Annotated in this window: 16 protein-coding genes; 3 read left to right on the top strand and 13 right to left on the bottom strand. The window is 44.5% G+C overall.

Translation table 11 applies throughout. The features are described from left to right. Window positions 1–6: 6 nt before the first annotated feature. The 7 genes from E2491_RS09410 to E2491_RS09440 all read right to left on the bottom strand — a co-directional run bounded on the left by E2491_RS09410 (window position 7) and on the right by E2491_RS09440 (window position 12502). Window positions 7–1182, bottom strand: coding sequence for a DUF418 domain-containing protein (locus E2491_RS09410; protein ID WP_134375276.1), 1176 nt, complete (start codon window positions 1180–1182; stop codon window positions 7–9). 90 nt (window positions 1183–1272) lie between these two features. Further along, entirely contained in the window at window positions 1273–4947 is a 3675-nt protein-coding gene (gene addA / locus E2491_RS09415; protein WP_134375278.1) for a helicase-exonuclease AddAB subunit AddA, read from the bottom strand. After that, complete coding sequence (addB, locus tag E2491_RS09420; protein ID WP_134375280.1) at window positions 4925–8398, bottom strand: helicase-exonuclease AddAB subunit AddB; 3474 nt, start codon at window positions 8396–8398, stop codon at window positions 4925–4927. The genes addA and addB overlap by 23 nt, the downstream gene beginning before the upstream one ends. A gap of 33 nt (window positions 8399–8431) precedes the next feature. After that, window positions 8432–8974, bottom strand: coding sequence for a GNAT family N-acetyltransferase (locus E2491_RS09425; protein WP_134375282.1), 543 nt, complete (start codon window positions 8972–8974; stop codon window positions 8432–8434). A 76-nt stretch (window positions 8975–9050) separates the two neighbouring features. Next, window positions 9051–9608 (bottom strand): signal peptidase I, encoded by a 558-nt coding sequence (gene lepB, locus E2491_RS09430; protein WP_134375284.1) that lies wholly within the window; start codon window positions 9606–9608, stop codon window positions 9051–9053. Further along, window positions 9563–10276: a TVP38/TMEM64 family protein gene (locus E2491_RS09435; RefSeq protein WP_134375286.1), complete on the bottom strand. Its 714-nt coding sequence runs from the start codon at window positions 10274–10276 to the stop codon at window positions 9563–9565. Before E2491_RS09435 ends, lepB begins: the two co-directional genes overlap by 46 nt. 243 nt (window positions 10277–10519) lie before the next feature. After that, window positions 10520–12502: a S9 family peptidase gene (locus tag E2491_RS09440; protein ID WP_134375288.1), complete on the bottom strand. Its 1983-nt coding sequence runs from the start codon at window positions 12500–12502 to the stop codon at window positions 10520–10522. Between the two features lie 271 nt (window positions 12503–12773). On the opposite strand from E2491_RS09440, the gene E2491_RS09445 reads away from it, so the two are divergent. Continuing rightward, window positions 12774–13184, top strand: a complete 411-nt coding sequence (locus E2491_RS09445; protein ID WP_134375290.1) for a YhjD family protein — start codon at window positions 12774–12776, stop codon at window positions 13182–13184. Here the strand turns inward: E2491_RS09445 and E2491_RS09450 are convergent. After that, complete coding sequence (locus tag E2491_RS09450) at window positions 13109–13777, bottom strand: competence protein ComK (RefSeq protein ID WP_166805837.1); 669 nt, start codon at window positions 13775–13777, stop codon at window positions 13109–13111. The genes E2491_RS09445 and E2491_RS09450 overlap by 76 nt on opposite strands. 210 nt (window positions 13778–13987) lie before the next feature. Here E2491_RS09450 and E2491_RS09455 point away from each other — a divergent pair, with 210 nt between their 5' ends. Both E2491_RS09455 and E2491_RS09460 read left to right on the top strand, forming a co-directional pair. Next, a complete protein-coding gene (locus tag E2491_RS09455) occupies window positions 13988–14227 on the top strand; it encodes an IDEAL domain-containing protein (RefSeq protein WP_166805838.1) in 240 nt (79 codons plus the stop codon). A 147-nt stretch (window positions 14228–14374) separates the two neighbouring features. Then, complete coding sequence (locus tag E2491_RS09460) at window positions 14375–14740, top strand: hypothetical protein (protein ID WP_134375296.1); 366 nt, start codon at window positions 14375–14377, stop codon at window positions 14738–14740. A 175-nt stretch (window positions 14741–14915) separates the two neighbouring features. Here E2491_RS09460 and E2491_RS09465 read toward each other — a convergent pair whose 3' ends face one another. From E2491_RS09465 to E2491_RS09485, 5 genes are all read right to left on the bottom strand, one after another. After that, on the bottom strand, window positions 14916–15308 hold the full coding sequence (locus E2491_RS09465) for a thiol-disulfide oxidoreductase DCC family protein (protein WP_134375298.1): 393 nt from the start codon (window positions 15306–15308) through the stop codon (window positions 14916–14918). Then, window positions 15301–16119 (bottom strand): YihY/virulence factor BrkB family protein, encoded by an 819-nt coding sequence (locus E2491_RS09470; RefSeq protein ID WP_166805839.1) that lies wholly within the window; start codon window positions 16117–16119, stop codon window positions 15301–15303. The genes E2491_RS09465 and E2491_RS09470 overlap by 8 nt, the downstream gene beginning before the upstream one ends. A gap of 72 nt (window positions 16120–16191) precedes the next feature. Further along, window positions 16192–16494 carry an AzlD domain-containing protein gene (locus E2491_RS09475; protein ID WP_134375302.1) on the bottom strand — a complete coding sequence of 101 codons (303 nt, stop codon included), beginning with the start codon at window positions 16492–16494 and terminating at the stop codon, window positions 16192–16194. Further along, window positions 16491–17210: an AzlC family ABC transporter permease gene (locus E2491_RS09480; protein WP_134375416.1), complete on the bottom strand. Its 720-nt coding sequence runs from the start codon at window positions 17208–17210 to the stop codon at window positions 16491–16493. The genes E2491_RS09475 and E2491_RS09480 overlap by 4 nt, the downstream gene beginning before the upstream one ends. A 191-nt stretch (window positions 17211–17401) precedes the next feature. Beyond that, window positions 17402–18178: an enoyl-CoA hydratase-related protein gene (locus E2491_RS09485; RefSeq protein ID WP_134375304.1), complete on the bottom strand. Its 777-nt coding sequence runs from the start codon at window positions 18176–18178 to the stop codon at window positions 17402–17404. Window positions 18179–18268 lie beyond the last annotated feature (90 nt).

Raw genomic sequence — 18268 nt, forward strand, 5'->3', positions numbered from 1 at the left:
GCAGAACTATTTTGAGATTTTTTGAGTTTTCGGGTATGTTAATTTCCTCCAAATACTTTCCATTGGTCCCTGTTTAAATTTTGAGAGCCATATTTCTGACAAAATGACCTGCATTATAAAGATCCCAAGGGCCATTAACGTCCCTGTCAAAAGCGTCACTTCGCCGTATAAACCGAGTCCATAATTGTAGAAAATCAAGGTTCCGATCACGGACTGCAGCAGGTAGTTCGTCAATGACATCCTGCCGGTTTTCGCAAGCGGGCTCAGAAGTTTTGCCATCAGACTGCTTGTCATGGCAAGTGCAATGATCGCCATATAAGCAAGAGAGAGCAACGGTCCTCCTACAAAGTCCTGCATAAAGTCGTAGGCAAGATTTGTCTCCGCCCAGTAGGGAATTGTTTTAACTACTAGACCCGCTGCCAAAAATACAGCAGCAAGTACGCCAATCATTTTTTTCTTCTCAGACGCTCTCCGAAGCAGCCCTGTCTTGGCAATCCCTGCACCAATCATCATGAGCGGGAGGATCGCAATGACGATGGAAACAAATCCAGCCGTATTGTTGGCAACCAGCCAGTCATCCATTCTCTGATTTAAAATCTCACCAATGGTCCCTGCACCGTAATTGTTGATAGAAGATTCAATCCCCTGAACCGAGCTGAAGTTCGTCACCGTTGTAGGATCAACGGCTGAAGCGAAAATCAGAATAACTGCCAGCAGTGTCTGCGGCAGAAAATAAATGATAAAACCTAAAATCAGCAGCATTTTACCGCTTAAAGTCAGCATCCAGATTAAAAAGAATCCCGTCACTGCATAAGTAATCAGAATATCTCCCGACCATACAAGAAAGGCGTGGATGATTCCGATGACCAGTAATACAGCGAGTCTTTTTATGGCAAAGCCGGTAAAACTCTGCCCCTTCTCTTTCATCCGGTAGTGCTGAATGGCAAGACCCGCTCCGAACATCATCGCGAAAATCGGATAGAAGCTCGCCTGGACAAATACATTGATGAACCAGTAGGTCTGTGCATTTACCGAGTCTCCCCACCATGAGTATGGATCATAATAATAAATTGGTGAGTGAAATGAAATCATGTTAACAATAAAAATTCCGAGGAGCGAAAATCCTCTCATGACGTCTAACGCCTGTATTCTGCCCTGCTGTTCCAGTGGCTGAATGCCCACTTTCATCCCTCCGCTTTCTCTAATTCAGCTTTGCCGGATGCCCTGTCCCTTCGCATGACTGGACTAATCTCAGCGCCGCTCACTCTGAGATTACTCTCCCATTCTAACAACCATTTCAGAATGGAAGAAATATAAATACGACTCATTAATCTTCCTGTTCAGGCTTTTTTCGAGTGCCTTTTTATATAAGTCGACCTGAACACGATAACGCGCTGCAAGTTTTTCCTCTTCTAAAGGATTGCTGCGGTCTGTGAAATCCGTTTTGTAATCCAGTAATACCAGGCCCTGGTCATCCTCAAACAGACAGTCGGCAATCCCCTGGATAATGATGTGGTCATTCACTTTACCTCCAAGCCCTGCTTCTTCTGGAGATGCAGCGATCGTAAATGGAACCTCTCTGCTGACACTTTTAGCAGATAACAGCCGACTGCCGAGATGACTGTCAAAGAAACCGAGCAGCTGATTGATCCTGACTGACTTCGCCTGTTCCTCTGTCAAAATCTCTTTTAACACGAGTTCACTTAATATTGATTGCACAGATTCCCGATCAGGCTTTTGCATTAAAGGTATTTGCTGCATGACGGTATGCATGACCGTTCCTCTTTCTGCAGCAGTCATTTTTTCCTCCTGCATAAATGCCGGTCTGTCGTACAGTTTTTTTCGATCTCTTTTTACAACCTGGTCCACACTGTATTCGTCACGTACTTCATTTTGCCTTTTGATATCCGACACAGACTGCTTTGAACGGGTGACAGACGCTGTCTCATGCGCATAGTGCCAGGTCAGACGGTTAAGTACCTCTTCTTTATATGAGCTGTCCACATGAAGCGGCTCATGTTTTTGCACATGCTCAAGGTCGGCTGAAGCCTGCTCATCTTTTTTCTCATTTTGCTGAAGTTCTTCCTTTAAGATCCGGTTTACTTTCCATTTCGATGAATCCGTCAGAACGCGGTCCGACTGGACTTCATGAAAATCCTGATGGCGGACGAGTGCAGCCCCGACCCAGTCAAGGTAAGAGCGTGCTCCTTTTCTCGTGTAATCCGGCAGCAGCCAGTCCGCATGATTTCCTGAAGCAGACCACTTTTCAAATGCTTTTTCTGCATCAGCTACTGTACCAATCAAAATGAGCTCTTCTTTTGCCCGCGTCATTGCCACATATAGAATCCGCATTTCTTCTGCCAGGTTCTCCAGACGCTTCTTTTCTTTAAACGCCATTTGAGGAAGTGTATCATAGCTTAATCTCGCCGTTGTATTAACATACGGCATAGCCAGACCAAATTCTTTATCGAGGAAAAATCTGCCCCGAAGATCCATTTCGTTAAATTGCCTTGCCATTCCGGAAATAAAGACAACAGGAAACTCAAGACCTTTGCTCGAGTGAATCGTCATTAGTCTGACCACATCTTCCTGCTCACTGATTGCACGGGCTGTTCCAAGATCATTTCCCCGATCACGCATTCTTTCAATAAAGCGCAGAAAACGGAACAGTCCCCTGAAGGAGGTCGATTCATATTGACGGGCACGGTCATAAAGTGCCCTCAGGTTCGCCTGTCGCTGTTTTCCACCGGGCAGACCGCCGACAAAATCATAAAATTGTGTGTCACGGAACAATTGCCAGACGAGCGCTGATACGGATCCCATCCGCGCCATTGACCGCCACTTATTCAGGTTTTCCAAAAATTTGCCCAGTTTATCGTGAAGCGCTTCATCCTTCGCTCTTCCACCCTGGTGATAAAACGTCTGCAGTGCATCCCAGAACGTCCCTGATGAAGCAAAGGTGCGTATCGTTGCAAGCTGCTCCTCTGTGCATCGCATCACCGGTGACCGGAGAACAGACGCAAGGGGAATGTCCTGCATCGGATTATCAATCACCTTCAGTAAAGAAATCATAATCGCTACTTCTGTTGCGTCAAAATATCCGGTTGATAAATTTGCATACAAAGGGATACCTGCCTGCCTGAATTCATCCATGATATCCGGTGTCCATGTCATCGATCTCGTCAAAATCACAATATCCCTGTACTCAAGGGGACGGTACCTTTTTTGCTTCACATCATATACCTGTTTGTTTTCATCAATCATCTGACGGATTTCACGGATCATGTATCTCGCTTCAAGTACGGACCGCTCAAGCTCGCGCTCGTCCATCACCTCTTCAGCCGTTTCCTCAGGCACATCCGGGTCTGCCTGATCAATCAGCGCAAGCTTTACCGGTGTCGTTTGTTCCTTCGGATATGGAGCACCGTTGACAAGCTCTGCATCCTGATCATAATCGATCTCCCCGACCATTTCACCCATGATCTGACGGAAAATAAAGTTGACCCCGTCAAGTACTTCAGGACGGCTTCTGAAGTTCATCGAAAGGTCGATTTTCAGACCGCTGTCAGGCTGCTGAAAGCTTCTGTATTTCCCTAAGAATAAATTCGGCTCTGCCAGACGGAAGCGATAAATAGACTGCTTCACATCCCCAACCATAAACAGATTCCCGTTCTTTTCAGTTCCTGTTTTGACAAGCTGGAGAATTGTTTCCTGTACCATATTTGTATCCTGATACTCATCCACCAGCACTTCTTTAAATTGATTGCGGTAATGCATCGCCGCCTGGGACGGATCATTTGTCCCGGGCTCCCTTAAAATATCAAGACAAAAGTGCTCAAGATCATTAAAGTCCACAAGCCCCCGCTCTTCTTTCGCTTCACGGAATCCGTGTTCAAATTCCTTTACGAGCTCAATCAGTGTGGAAAGCTGCCCGGTCATTTTATTCATGTCCTGCAGCAGTCGGTCCGGCGCTCTTGAAAAAAAGCTGTCTTTGAGCCCATCGATCATCTTTTTCGCCTGATCGCGCCATTTTTTTGCCTGCTCTACAAGGTCTTCGTTATATTCGTCTCCTTTACACGGCTTCAGCCTTGTAAAAGAGATCGCATTTAAAGCCGTTTCTGTTTCGGTCCATCCTGATGCGCTTTTCAGCATCATCAGCTGTCTGAGATCATCGTCATAGTTCACCGCTCTTGGTGCCGGTCCTCCAGGCTCCCGGGAAGATTGCAACGCCATTTCAATCAGCTGAATGGCCCCTTCTATTTCAAGCTGGACATGAAATAAAATATACCCGGCAAGCGGATGATCATCGACGTCCATCCCATCCGTCTGGTGCAGTTTAATAATCCGGTCAAGCCACGCATCCGGATTGGCGTGAGATCTCGAGAAGGTGTGGAGCCTTCTGATCAGCTGGTGGAGTGCATCGTCACTGCGATCATTCGTGACCGCTTCGACAAGCTCATAAAAGGAATCATTCTCAGGTATCCCGTACTCTCTTTCAAGAAGGTCTTCGATCACTTCATCCTTTAACAGCTCGGCTTCTGTATCATCCGCGATTCGAAATCCCGGATCGATATCAATCAGGTAATAATATTTACGGATGACATCAAGACAAAATGAATGCAGCGTTGAGATCGATGCTTTATTTAACAGACTCATCTGGCGTCTGAGACGTCTTGATTCCGGATTTTCAGCAAGCGCCTTCTCGAGCGCTTCCCCGACTCTGTGTTTCATTTCGGCTGCTGAGGCATTGGTAAAGGTCACGACAAGCAGCTGATCAATATCTGCCGGGTCCTCAGGATTCAGCACTTTTTGAATGAGTCGCTCAACCAGGACAGCTGTTTTCCCCGATCCTGCTGCCGCTGCAACGAGAATATCCCGGTCTTTTTCCCATATCGCTTTCCACTGATCATCGGTCCACGTGGCTTCAGCGGGTTTCACTGGAATCATGTGTATCCTCCTTCATGGCACTGAATAAATCCTCTGCTTTTTTCGGTTTAAGCGATCGGTACCTGTTTTCCTCAAGTCCTGTATCAAACTGGCATACAGAACGATAGGAACAAAACTGGCAAGGCGTCCGCTTTTTATATTCATACGGATCAATTGACACATCACCGGTTACAATCCTGTTTCCGGAGTGTTTGAACATGTTGCGTGTATGTTTTCTCATAAATTCAAACTGTGAGCGGCTTGCTGTTTTCGAATCTGAACGAAGCTTTCCGTCTTTTTTAAAGCCTGCAGAAATGATGGAAGAGTTTCCCTGTTCAAGCGTCAGGTCCATTAATTGAACAACTTCCTCATCACCGAGTATCAGGCCTTTCATTTTATATTTTTTCAACATTTCCTGTTCCAGTTCCTCATCGCTTAAAGGCTTCTTCGTTTTAATCAGCGGATTATGAAGATGGAAATATAAAACCCCGGCTGGCTCTGCTTTCTGCTTAACAAGCCGGTCGGCATTCTCAAGGGCGACATCGAGATACGTCATCATCTGAAGCGACAAACCATAATAAATCTCAGTGAAATCAAGGTCTTTGACGCTTGATTTATAATCAATCACTCTCAGGTAAACGCGATCCCCTGCCCTTGCCTGATCGACACGGTCAATCCGTCCCTGTAGCGCCATTTCGCTGCCGCCATCCAGTTGAACGTGAAGCGGCGGTAGCTCCTGACGCGGACCAAATCCAAGCTCTACTCTCAACGGTTCAAAATCGCCAGCCCGCGCATGCTCACTCAGAATATATGACGCCTGACTGATCACTCCCTGAAGCTTTCTGGCAATGTAACGGTGCTTATTCGAGCTATTTAGGATGTCATGTTGAAGCTGGGGACCAATATGCATCACTGCAGCCTGAGCAAGCTCTGCACATTCCTTCCGGCTGAGCGTTTTCCAGCTGACTCCTTTTTTCAAAAGCTCTTCAGAAATCCATTTTAATGCCGCGTGGAACAGCTCTCCGATATTTGGCGCCTCAAGCCTGTAGATACTCCGCTCCTGAAGCTTCAGACCATGACTTGAAAAATGCGAAAAGGCACAGCTGTTCAACCGCTCCATTCTCGACACACTTGCAAGAATCGAAGATCCGTAAAGTTCCTTCGCCACTTCCCTTGACAGCGGATTCGCGCGGTTTTCATAAAATAATCCTGATAAAATGGTTCTGCTTTTTTCTTTCCATCCGTGATCACGCACATAAAAATTATACGTTTCACGCCAGCTGTCGTGGATCGGATAATCCTTTCTCAGCTGCTGAAGCTGGGAGGTCAAAAAAGAAGCAGTCGGAACAGGATGACATATATAGTCGATCTGCTCTGATGTGGTGATTTCAACCGGGTCATTAACGGCAAGCTTTCTTTTATGATCAGGCAATATATCCGTTACTTTTTTGATATACGGCGAAACAATAAGTGACTTTCCTTCCTCATCGGCAATCGGGTAGCTCACGATCAGCTTTTCAGATGGTGAAGTAAAAGCTCTGTAGGCAAGAAAATCCTCGTCTGAAAGACGCTCTCTCACACCGGGAGCCAGTTTCATACCTGCTCTCTCCAAAAACAAACGGTCATCTTCTGCGAGAATCCCGTCGTCCTGAATGCGGGCAGGCAGTACGCCATCATTGACACCCATCACAAATGACGCCTTAACTGCAGGCAATCTCGATAGTTCCATATCTGCCACAATCACCTGATCAATGGCAGGCGGCACGAGCGAAAACTCAAGCGCCTCAATTCCTGCATCAAGCACACTGCTGAACTCATTTACTGTCATCTCTTCGTCACCGGAGATTTCCACAAACTGATTCAACAGGTCCATGACAGCATCCCACGCCTGATCATGCTCTCTTGCAGATGTAACATCACCCTGGTCTTCCGCCTTGACTGACATGGTTTCAAGCTTGTCCGGCACCTGGAGATGTTCCAGGTATAAAAACAGTGATTCGCAAAAACCTCGAATGGTTTTTGCCTGAGACAGCTGACTGATCAGCTGTTTAAGTGGTTCAGTGATCATCGCTCTCATGTCATTGAGCTCATCCTGAATCATTCTCTCATCATCCGTCTGTGGCAGGTGCACAAAATCGAGTCCCTTAAACCGTTTATAATAAAATCCTTTTTCATTCAGCCAGCGGTCTCCCTGAATTCCCTGGGCAAGAACGAAATTCTCCAGGCGGTCCATTTTCCCGCGGAGTATGTCTGCATTCGCTTCGGGCGGATAGAAAAGCTCTGTCTTAATTGCCCTGAAAACCGCTTCATACCGCCAATTTTTTGTAACAATTTCAAGCGTTGAGCGGATAAACTCAATCAGTGGATGATTCAGCATCGTCCGTTTCTTATCAATGAAATACGGAATATCATAATCCTTAAATACAGGTTCAATGACCTCATGATAGGCTTCTCCGTTACGAAGCAGGACGGCCATATCTTTATAGCGGTAATGTTCATCCCTTGCAAGTCTGCGGATCTCCCGCGCAACTGCTTCAGCCTCTGCACGGCGGTTGGCAGATTCAATCACAAGCAGATCTGCCTGTTCTTCAAATGACTTCAGGGGCTGATCGAAAAAACGCTCCAGAAATTCAAGACCGCTGCCCCGATACTTCTCATTTTCGGTAAAGCGCTCCATTTTAAATGAGGATCCCATTTCCTCCGCAATGTTTTTTAATGTATAAAAGGTTTCTGTTGTTTGTCTGAACAGTGCAGGATCTTTAAAATCGGCATCGACAGTAAGTGCCGCTGTCACCTGTTCCGACTGTCTGATCAATTTTTCAATAACCAGGTACTCCTGGGGTGTAAAGCTGTGAAATCCATCTATGTATATCGTTGAACGTCTGATCAGATCTGACTGTTCTATTTTTTGAGCAAGAAGCTGCAAATAGTCCTCAGAATCTATATATTTATCTTTTAAGTGTCGATCGTAACCCTCGTAAATACGTTCAATATCCTTCAGTTTATCCACCAGTGATTTTGGGGCAGGTTCAGCAGAAAGGTCAGCCGTTTTTTCAAGCAGTTCAGAAGGAAGAACACAATATCTTCTCAATTCCTTCAGCATTTTTTCAACATGCCCGGTAAATCCGTGTTTACGTGCGGCTTTATTGAACATTACAAGATGGTCTTTTTCTTCCGAGATTAATTTTCTGACGAGCATATTCGTCCCGGTCCGGTTGATATGCTGCCGTGCCGCGCCTCCCGTCTCCTGCAGCACCCGCCACGCCAATCGGGTAAAGCTCATCACCTGGACCCTTACCATACCGCCCGTCTCCTGTGCCAGCCGGTATTCAGATTGAAACGTCATTTGCTCAGGTACAATTAAAAAAATCGGCTTCCCGGATGGATCTGCTTTTACACGGGATGTAATATCCCGAATAATGGAATCCGTTTTCCCTGTTCCTGAACGACCTGTTCTCATTATCAGTTCCATGACAAAACCCCTCCTTTATTTTCTCATTAACAATCATGATGATAGGTGAAGTGATTTCCACTCGCGGCGCAACAAACCATATAAATGCATATCGTAATGTTTTCCATCACGTTCAATAAATTCCCTGTATGACCCTTCCTTCGTGAAACCAAGTGCAGCATAAAGGCGAATGGCGGGCTCATTATAAGAGAATACCGTCAGTTGAATACGATGCAGGTTCAATTCGTCGAATGCATAATGCAGACAACACTCCATCGCCTCTTTTCCATAGCCTTTTCCCCATTCTGAAGATTCACCGATCGCAATAGAGATCCACCCGTTACGCTGATTCCATAAAATGCCGTCCAGCACAACGAATCCGATTAATTTGTGACTATCCTTCATTCTGATACCAAACTTATAAGACGTATGTTTTTCACTCTCCCACCATTTTTTGATTTCAACTTCTGTTTCAAAATAATAAGGTCTGGCATTTAATCTCCTGACAAGTGTCTCATGGCGGTACCAATCTGAAACCTCACTAAATTCAGCTTCTTTAACGGGACCGAGATAAATATGATCATTTTCAAGCAGCATGACTCCCCCACCTTTACTCGTTTTGCATTCTCTTGTAAAAAAAGCTGCCCTGCGTTCAGGACAGCTTTCTCATTGATCAGTCATAAAACCGGACATCAAGTTCATCTAATGGCCAATAGCGCAGGTCCACTTTTCCAACTACAGATTCCTGATCAACAAATCCGAAAATACGGCTGTCCAGGCTTTCCTGTCTGTTATCTCCAAGAACAAAAATCATTCCCTCAGGAACGGTTGTCTGACCCGTCAGCTCCTCAAGCGTAAAGTCACCTGTCAGACGGCCATCTGCATTTTCTGCATGGAATTCATCCAGATACGGCTCTTCATAATATTCACCGTTTATATATAGCTTATCGTCTTCATAAGTTACCTCATCGCCAGGCAGACCAATGACACGCTTTACATAATCTTCTGTCTCATTTGCATGAAAAACAATCACATCAAACCGGTCAAGTTCCCCAATCTGATAGCCGATTTTATTAATAACAAGCTTATTTCCATCCTGCAAAGTCGGTTGCATTGAAACCCCTTCTACTACATAATTCGAGAAAAGGAAAATGCGGACAACCAGTACGATCACCACACCAACCGCTAGTGCTTTGAGCCATTCGAAGCCTTCTTTTTTCCACGATTCCATTCATTCTCCAACCTTTCATTTCCAGCGGAAGATCTCTTGTGATTCTGGGTGTCATGAATCATGATATCCCGTTCCATTTTTTTATTAATTCGTGCTTCCACTCTTTTTCCTACAATCCATAATACAACTATAACACCTAACACAATTGCCGTCTTGACCGGTTCCCTGATCAGGGATACAAGATCAGCTCCAATAAATGAAATTGTCGAGATCATGACAAGTTTTCCTGTAATAACAGCCAGCATGTACTGCATAATGCTGATTCTTGATAAACCTGCCACCACATTCACAACCGCAGAAGGAGTAAATGGAAAACATAGAAGAAGGAACAACGGACCGAATCCATGTCTCTCCACCCAGTTTGTCAATTTATTAACCTGCTTCTGATTACGGAGAAAGGCCAGAAATTTTCTGTCACCAAATCTTCGGATCAATAAAAAGACAAGCATTGCACCTGTTACAGTCCCTGCCCACGACAGTAAAATACCGAATAAAACGCCATATGCGTTCGCATTTGCCACAACAAATGCTACAAGTGGCAGAAATGGAAGAAACGCTTCTAAAATAGGAAGTAAAAATCCAATGATCGGTCCAAATGACCGATATTCCTGAATAATCTCCCTCAAATTTTCTACCGTCAGCCAATCCAAAAGAGTTTCCAACGTTATTCCAACGCCTCTCTGTTCATGATCACCATTGTGCGGTTACTGTATCAGTATAGCATATCCTGACAATTCCGCACATTTGGCATGCCTGTATTTTTCCCTTTTTGGCGTCTGGCTAAACGACTGTTTACATCCCTTTCACTTCGATGTAACGATTCAAGTTCCGTCTGCCGGATGATAAAAACCCCGTGAGATCAGATTTTGATTTCACGGGGTTTTTGGCTTGTCAGTTCCTTCACTTTTATATTACAGATACTCTGAAAACCAACCTGTAAGATGATTCAATCGATCCAGTCTCAAATGCGGTTTTCCTGTTCGCGAAAGATTATGATCTGATTCAGGGAAACGGACCAGTCTTGTTGTCTTTTCCTTTCGCTTAAGCGCAATATAAAGCTGTTCTGCCTGTTCAATCGGACAGCGGTAGTCCTTTTCACTGTGCATGATCAGAAGCGGCGTTTTGATATTGTCTGCATAAGCCAGTGGAGAGTGCTTCCAAAGCGTGTCGATATCGCCAAGGTCCGCCTGGATCTGCCATTCGCTGAAATAGTAACCAATATCGCTGACTCCGTAAAAACTGATCCAGTTACTGATACAGCGCTGCGTAACTGCCGCTTTGAAGCGGTCAGTCTGTCCGGCAATCCAGTTTGTCATAAACCCGCCGTAGCTTCCACCTGTCACACCAAGGCGCGTCTGATCGATAAAATCAAATTGCTCAAGTGCACCATCTACCGCAGCCATCAGATCACGGTAATCTCCTCCGCCATAATCTCCGCGTACGGCATCAACAAAAGTTTGTCCATAGCCGTGACTCCCGCGTGGATTAACGTACAGCACGGCATAGCCCTGTGCCGCCAGAAGCTGCATTTCATGGAAAAAGGTATTGGCGTACATCGCATGCGGACCACCGTGTATTTCGAGAATGAATGGATACTTTGTTTTTTCTTCAAAACCAGCCGGCTTCATCATCCAGCCACGCACGGTCAGTCCATCTGCACTGTCATACTGGACATCCTCCGGCTGAACAATTTCCACTTCCCTCAGAAGTTTTTCATTTACGTCAGTGACTTTATCATTTTTACCAGTCGGGACATGCACAATATGCAAATCCCCAGGGTTTGTATGTGTACTGATTGCGGCTGCAATCTTCTGAGTCTGACCATGCACATCAAATCCGTACACGTGATGATTTCCTTCCAGAGCCGGATATAACTCTCCTTCAAGGGAACCGTAATATAGCGCGACATTTCCCTGGTCGCTCAGTACAAAATAAAAGCTGTTGTTGTCGTTCCACACAAGTCCTGGAACGCCTGCACCCTGATGAATGTCTGCCACTGCATAATCCCCGACAGGCGCGTCAATTCCCTCAGTCAGACATTGTGATGTTTCATGAGAAGGATCGTATACCCAGATTTCTGAGTGAGTGGCATTTTCATACGTGCGTCCGCTCGCTGTATAAGCAAGCTTAAGGCCGTCCGGTGACCATTTAGCAAACCCTGTATAGCCTTCAGCTGTTTTTATCTTCTGCTTTTCACCTTTTTTAAGCGAGTGAAGATAAAGCTCATTGTTAAATGAAAAATCTTTATTTTCTTCGTCAGCATCCGTGACGTATGCAAGCCATTCGCCATCAGGAGACCAGTCAAGCAGACTATAGCTGTTTTCACCTTCTGTTAACAGCTCTGTTTCCTCCGTGTTGAGATCCAATATCGCGATCTGTCTTTCTTTTTCATCAAGAAGCCCTGCCCCGTCCGCCTTATATTTCATCGTATCTGCCACATAAGGCTTCAGTTTCTTGTCTTCTTTTTCATCTTTTTTATCCGTTTTAAATGACTCCCCCGGTTTAACCGATACGTTAAAAGCAATTTTCGTTCCGCACGGAGCCCACACAGGGTTTGAAACACCATGATCCGTATCAGTCAGCTTTCTGGCCTCTCCTCCGGATTTTGAGAGCACATAAAGCTCGTTCTTTCCGCTGCGGCTTGAAAGGAAAACGATCTTCTTTCCATCCGGGGACCAGCGCGGTGAAGACACTCTTTTATCCCCATATGTCCATTGGGTTGACTCTGCTGATTCCACATCAAAATGAAATAAATTAGAAACGTATGTATGCTCACCCTGATCAATATGTGTTTTTACATAAAGAACTTCTTTTCCATCCGGCGACCAGCGTGGATCGGTAAGCGATTCAATTAAATACAAATCCTCTGCCGTCATTTTTCTTTTTTCACTCATGATTGACCCTCCACCTCTTTATTTCGGTTATCGAGATAACCAACTTGTTCTATTATCAGATTTTTTTGTGAATAATGCAAATAATGTTCGATTCAGACTGCCTTTGATGAGCACATAAAAAAGAGCAGAAAATCGTGATTAGCGTTTTTCATGCTCTCATTTACAATGTTAAATAGCAAAATCCACTACTGGAAATAAATTTGTATTGTAACTTTTCTAAATCTGTGTAAAATAAAATAGAACATATGTTCGTTTAAAGGAGGAATTGCTTATGACAAAAATTCCACCCGATGATCGCGACTGTCTGGAAAATGCTTTTTATCTTCCAATGGTACTTAAGGTACTCGAACGGGACCGGCTGATTATCGAAAAGAGCGCCGTCAAGCTTCCGAGACCTTATCTGGAGCTACTGGAAGGAACCATGATTGCTGTTCAAAAAGACCTTGCCGCTGTAAAAAAACAAATGAAAAAAGAGAATATGAAAGTGGTCAGAGTGAATCATGATGATGCTTTTACTACGTATTTATTTGTCTATAAAGGATATGAGGAAAAACATAATTATTTTAATCCGCGACTGCGCAACCATGTGGAAAAGCTGCTTCGCTATTACTTATTTGAGCGTTTAACGTTACGTTCTCCCGAAACCTCAAGACCGCCTTCTGCCGGCTTGACAGGCTCCTGAGCATCGGCCTGTTCGATTCTGTTTAAATACTCCACAAATAAGTATCGTTTCTGATGCTGCGTTGCTTTATAGGAATCCTCGGACTTTTCCCTGATCTGATCCAGGTTTTGAGTCAGCTTCCATGAAAGTACAGCGGCCTTAAGATACTGCTGATGCATGGCGTTGCGTGACAACGGCAGCTTTATTTCCACGTTACCCGACAGCGTCACAAGCGCTTCGGCACTTGAATTGCTGGAACCTACTGCAATGACATGTGTAAGTGAGATCCAGTGGTTCGACGGATTTGAATCTGCATGGGTTGAAAAGAAATAGACGCTTGTAACGGGGTCAATCACAATGGGAGGTTTGTGGCTGATTTGAGTGAGGATTCTGGATGAGGTTTTGCGTCCTTCGTACGTTGAAAAATAATAAAGACAGGAATGCTCGATGATACTGATCGGAGTCTGATCCACTTCGAAGGGTGGAGATCCCTTTTCATAGACCACGGTGCCCGTTAACGCCCCTTCTTTTATAACAGGTGAAAGCATCATGGTCGCCGCATTAATGGTATACATGACTGCTTCTTTTTGAAGCTTCATCTTTCTGATTTCCATTTTATCACTCCTTTGATCTTTTATGGAACTATCATACATCAAATTTCACTTCCATGTATAGAATAAAATAAGAAAATATTTGATATTTTAGAACCTTATAACCATTTGATAAACGGTAACAAAAGTATTATTGTCAAAAAATTTAAAAATTTCAGTTGATATTGTTCGTGATATTCTCTATAATGAAAAAAAGCGGCAGAGGTGATGAAGATGGAAAACAACAAATCGTTCGCAGAATTTATGAATGAGTCAACCGTCCCTCAGAAACAGTCAAGCGAAATGACGATGATGGAGATTTACGTAGACATGGTATTAAATGAAATTCTTGTCCGTCATCGCAAGGAAAAACTATTGAAACTAATTAATGAAGCGTTAGACAACAAAGATCAGGACGCTTTTATGAAGTACTCTGATGAATTAAATAAGTTAGAGGATACACACGGTGTGTAGTACTTGAACCCCCTGCAGAAAAGCAAGATGAACGCAGGGGGTTCAAGTTTTTTTGTCAAAAAATCGTCAGCGATTGAGAGTGGCAATCCTGTCCGTTATCGTGAATAATGAAAGTAGTAAATTTACGTGTTAAGGAGCCCGCTCAATATGATTTATGATTTGAATCCGACTTTTTTATTTTTTATGGAATGGGGATTTGTCCTGGCAGCAGCTGCTGTCATTTTATTTCTCGTCCTGGCAATCAGACGTGCCCCCCGGATGAAAGCAGCCTTTCTGTGGCTGATTGGCCATATCGTTCTTACCATCATTGCCTACCTTACATTCTGGGCAGGACTGGGGGCTGAACCAGGATCATCCTCTATTGAGAACATTTCTGATCAGGTTCAATTCCTGTTTGGTGTAGCAGGTCTTGTATGGCTGACCGGCATGCTGTGTTTTGTATTGGGTGTGCAGATGCTGAAGGATCAATTTTCAACTAAAAAATATACACCGATCCAAAAAGAAGAAGGCTGATGCCCTCTTCTTTTTTGCGTTGTTGAATTTCTAAACCGTGTCTGGTCATTCTTTTTAAACAAACAATGATTTAATAAGTTTTATATCCCCATATCTCAAAATTTATTTTCAATATCTTTACACAAAAAAGCAGACCGGCGTATTATGCCGGTCTGCTAAGATTGGATATACATAATCAATCCAGCATTCTTCTTCTCTCTTCCACAGTAGGAATACCGCAGGCCTGTTTTTTACCAAACCAGTGAAAACGGTTTTTGGCAATGAAGCCGTACACGAGATCTCTTAAAGGCTTCGGCACTGCAAGAAAAACGGGAAGGAACCCTGCTGGACCTGTCAGCGATTTGCAAATCGTTAATACTGCAGTCGACTTTGTATAGACTTTATCATCCTTTATTAACATTACAGAATCAATAAGAGGGTCAATTCCGTATGACGCCCTCATCTTGCTCCCGACTTCACCCTGGAGCGAGGCAAAATGAAAATGCCCTTCCGGATCTCTTTTCATAATAAAACGCACACTCCAGTCACAGACGTTACAATCTCCATCAAACAATACAACATCAGGCATTCTGATCACTCCTGTTTCCTTCTTTTCCATATGCATTCAGTAAAGCGCCAAAGAGCAGCACGAATGCGGTCAAATAAAACCAGATCATTAATACAATGACCGATCCAAGCTGTCCATATAAGCGGCTGTAATTTCCGTAGCTTACAAACACTGAAAACCCTTCTGAAATCACCTGCCAGAAAACAACGGCAAACAGTGCCCCGGGGAGAACGTCCCTCCATTTAAGCCGGTGCCTTGGAAGGTAACGGTACAGCACCCAGAAAAATAGAAACAGCACAAAGGAGCCGATCCCCCAGCGTATCGGTGTCCAGATATCAATCCAGTCCACCTGAAATAAAAATGTTTCCTCTGCAATCCGCTGTATCACTTTTTCAATTAACGGAATTAAAATCGTTAAAGGTAAAATGAATACAAAACCGATTGTTAAGAAAAAGTCGCTGAATAAACCTTTTATAAAACTTTCTGTTCTTTCTATTTTGTAAATACTGCTCAGTGAACGAACCAGTGATTGAACAGCCATGGAGGCAAGCCAGAAGGTTGAAATAAAACTGATGGATAATACCTGTCCCTGGCCGGAATCCAGAATGGCTCTCAAATTGGTTTCAATTAGTCTGTATGTCCCCGCAGGTGCATATGGCTGAATGATCGTAATCAGTTCTGTCGAGGAGATCGGCAGAAAACTTGCGATCGATACGACCATAAATAAAAACGGAAACATAGAGAGCATAAAATAATAAGCTGTTTGAGCCGACTGGTCATAAAAACCTTCTTTAAAAAATCTTGAGCCGGCATATTTGAAACGCCCTGTCACGCTTCTAACCCCTTTCCCTAACATAAACGCGCACCCTTTTTATTCCCGCTTTTCCAAAAAGCTAATCAGCACTCAGCCTATTAACATGTAGACAGACAGGACCACAATCGATCCCAAAACGACCAGCATCACATCCGCTCCGATAGCGGCAAGAAGAAAAGCGGCAGCAGCCCCAATCACTCCGAACAGAATATTTTCCGGCTGAATCAGAAGAATGCCCGGAAAGATCAGTGCTCCGAGGACGGCGTAAGGAATATTTTTCAGGACGCCCTGAAGAAAAGGCGGCAGTTCTTTTCCTTCAAGAATCGTTAATGGTAAAACGCGTGGGATATAAGTGACAATTGCCATGCCGACAATGATCCAGATCATACTCATAACAGTCCAGCCCCTTTTCTGAGCCAGCCCGCTGCTTCAACCACAACAGCAGAAAGCAGTGAGGCAGCAGCAATCGCCCATCCGGTATTTAGCAATCCGGTTAACACAAACAGACTGTTTAATGCTGCAGCGAGTCCCGCGAGATACACGACCTTGAGATCCTTTTTAGCGGAAGGAACGAGAAGCCCGATAAACATGGCATAAAGCGCGATCGACATCGCCTGTTGAAGGAAAGATGGTAGACTTGCACCTATGAGATGACCGATACCTGTGTTGATCACCCAGCTTCCATATGCGATAAGCATAACACCAAAAGCAAAACCCGTAGTCGATTTTCCTTCTTTCGTCGCAATGACGGTGAAAGTTTCATCTGTCAGACCAAATGCATAGACAGCTTTTTTCAGTCGCGTCTCAGGCTCCATTTTTTCATTCAGTGAAGCTGACATTAAAAAGTGTCTGATGTTCACAATAAATGTGTTGAAAATAATAATCGCCGCTCCTGCCCCACCCGCAATGAGTGACAGCGAAATGTATTGGGCCGCTCCGGCAAAAACGAGCACACTCATCAGAACTGCCTCAATGACGGTAAGCCCTGTGGTTTTTGCAAGCAGACCAAATGTCAGGGCTACAGGCAGGTAACCTACTGCAATGCTAATTCCTGCCCGCAGTCCTTCTTTAAATCCTGCTTTTGATTCTGCTACAGCAGACATTTGCATCATGATGCTCCTTCCTGACATGAACGAGGCTGAAAAAAATCAACCTATCTGTAAACTGATTATATCTGTATAGAATTGTAGCAAAATTCTGCGGGATCCGAGAGAAAAAATTTTCCTCACAGCATAAAAGCTGTCCGGAATAAGCCCGGACAGCCTTTTGTAAGATTTTGTTAGAAGCGTAATTGATGATTCTATTTCCCTTTGAAAACCGGCTTTCTCTTTTCACTGAAAGCGATCAGCGCTTCTACCCGGTCCTCTGTCGGAATCGTAATTTCATATGCTTTACGTTCAATCTGTAGCCCTGTCTGCAGGTCCGCTTTCATTCCTGTTTTAATGGCATATTTCGCCTGCTGGAGCGCAATCGGACCGTTTGCAAGCATCGCATTCAAAAGAGCTGATACTTCTGAATCGAGCTCTCCTTTTTCCACTGCTTTTGTGATAAGGCCGTAGCCTGCTCCTTCTTCAGCTGTAAACCTTTTAGCAGTGAGGATCAGTTCAAGCGCCTTTGCTTCCCCGACAATTCTCGGCAGGCGCTGCGTTCCCCCTGCCCCCGGAATGATGGCCAGGCTCGTTTCAGTCAGCCCCATCAGCGTATCCTTTTCAGCGATCCTGAAATCACAGGCAAGAGCAAGCTCCATTCCTCCGCCAAAAGCATATCCGTTCATAGCAGCAATGACAGGCTGCGGCATCGCTTCAATGGCACTGAACACTTCACCGATTTTATTAATGTTGCGTTTAACCTGCTGCTCCGTTAATGTTTTCCGTTCCTTCAGATCTGCTCCAACGCTAAACGCTTTATCCCCGGAACCTTTGATGACAACTGCCCGCACATCCGGATTAATGCGCAATGATTCAGCCGCCTGGCCAAGCTCTGTCAGCATTTGATAATTAAAGGCATTCATCGCGTCAGGGCGATTCAATGTCACTTCTGCCCATCCCTCTTTTTGTCTGATTGTGATCGTTTCCATCTGAAATCCCCTTTGCTCAAGAAATTTATGTAAACCCTTTCACTATTGTATCATTGTCAAAAAACGGACGCACATTGTTAATCGTTTAGA

Source organism: Jeotgalibacillus sp. R-1-5s-1, assembly GCF_004405105.1.
In the GTDB taxonomy this organism is placed as follows: Bacteria; Bacillota; Bacilli; order Bacillales; family Jeotgalibacillaceae; genus Jeotgalibacillus.

Coding starts and splice junctions, on each gene's coding strand:
- E2491_RS09465 (WP_134375298.1), bottom strand. CDS start 15,308: ATGCCTGATGTTGTATTGTTTGATGGAGATTGTAACGTCTGTGACTGG.
- addA (WP_134375278.1), bottom strand. CDS start 4,947: ATGATTCCAGTGAAACCCGCTGAAGCCACGTGGACCGATGATCAGTGG.
- E2491_RS09425 (WP_134375282.1), bottom strand. CDS start 8,974: ATGCTGCTTGAAAATGATCATATTTATCTCGGTCCCGTTAAAGAAGCT.
- E2491_RS09460 (WP_134375296.1), top strand. CDS start 14,375: ATGATTTATGATTTGAATCCGACTTTTTTATTTTTTATGGAATGGGGA.
- E2491_RS09450 (WP_166805837.1), bottom strand. CDS start 13,777: ATGGAAATCAGAAAGATGAAGCTTCAAAAAGAAGCAGTCATGTATACC.
- E2491_RS09440 (WP_134375288.1), bottom strand. CDS start 12,502: ATGAGTGAAAAAAGAAAAATGACGGCAGAGGATTTGTATTTAATTGAA.
- addB (WP_134375280.1), bottom strand. CDS start 8,398: ATGGAACTGATAATGAGAACAGGTCGTTCAGGAACAGGGAAAACGGAT.
- E2491_RS09445 (WP_134375290.1), top strand. CDS start 12,774: ATGACAAAAATTCCACCCGATGATCGCGACTGTCTGGAAAATGCTTTT.
- E2491_RS09485 (WP_134375304.1), bottom strand. CDS start 18,178: ATGGAAACGATCACAATCAGACAAAAAGAGGGATGGGCAGAAGTGACA.
- lepB (WP_134375284.1), bottom strand. CDS start 9,608: ATGGAATCGTGGAAAAAAGAAGGCTTCGAATGGCTCAAAGCACTAGCG.
- E2491_RS09455 (WP_166805838.1), top strand. CDS start 13,988: ATGGAAAACAACAAATCGTTCGCAGAATTTATGAATGAGTCAACCGTC.
- E2491_RS09480 (WP_134375416.1), bottom strand. CDS start 17,210: ATGCAAATGTCTGCTGTAGCAGAATCAAAAGCAGGATTTAAAGAAGGA.
- E2491_RS09475 (WP_134375302.1), bottom strand. CDS start 16,494: ATGAGTATGATCTGGATCATTGTCGGCATGGCAATTGTCACTTATATC.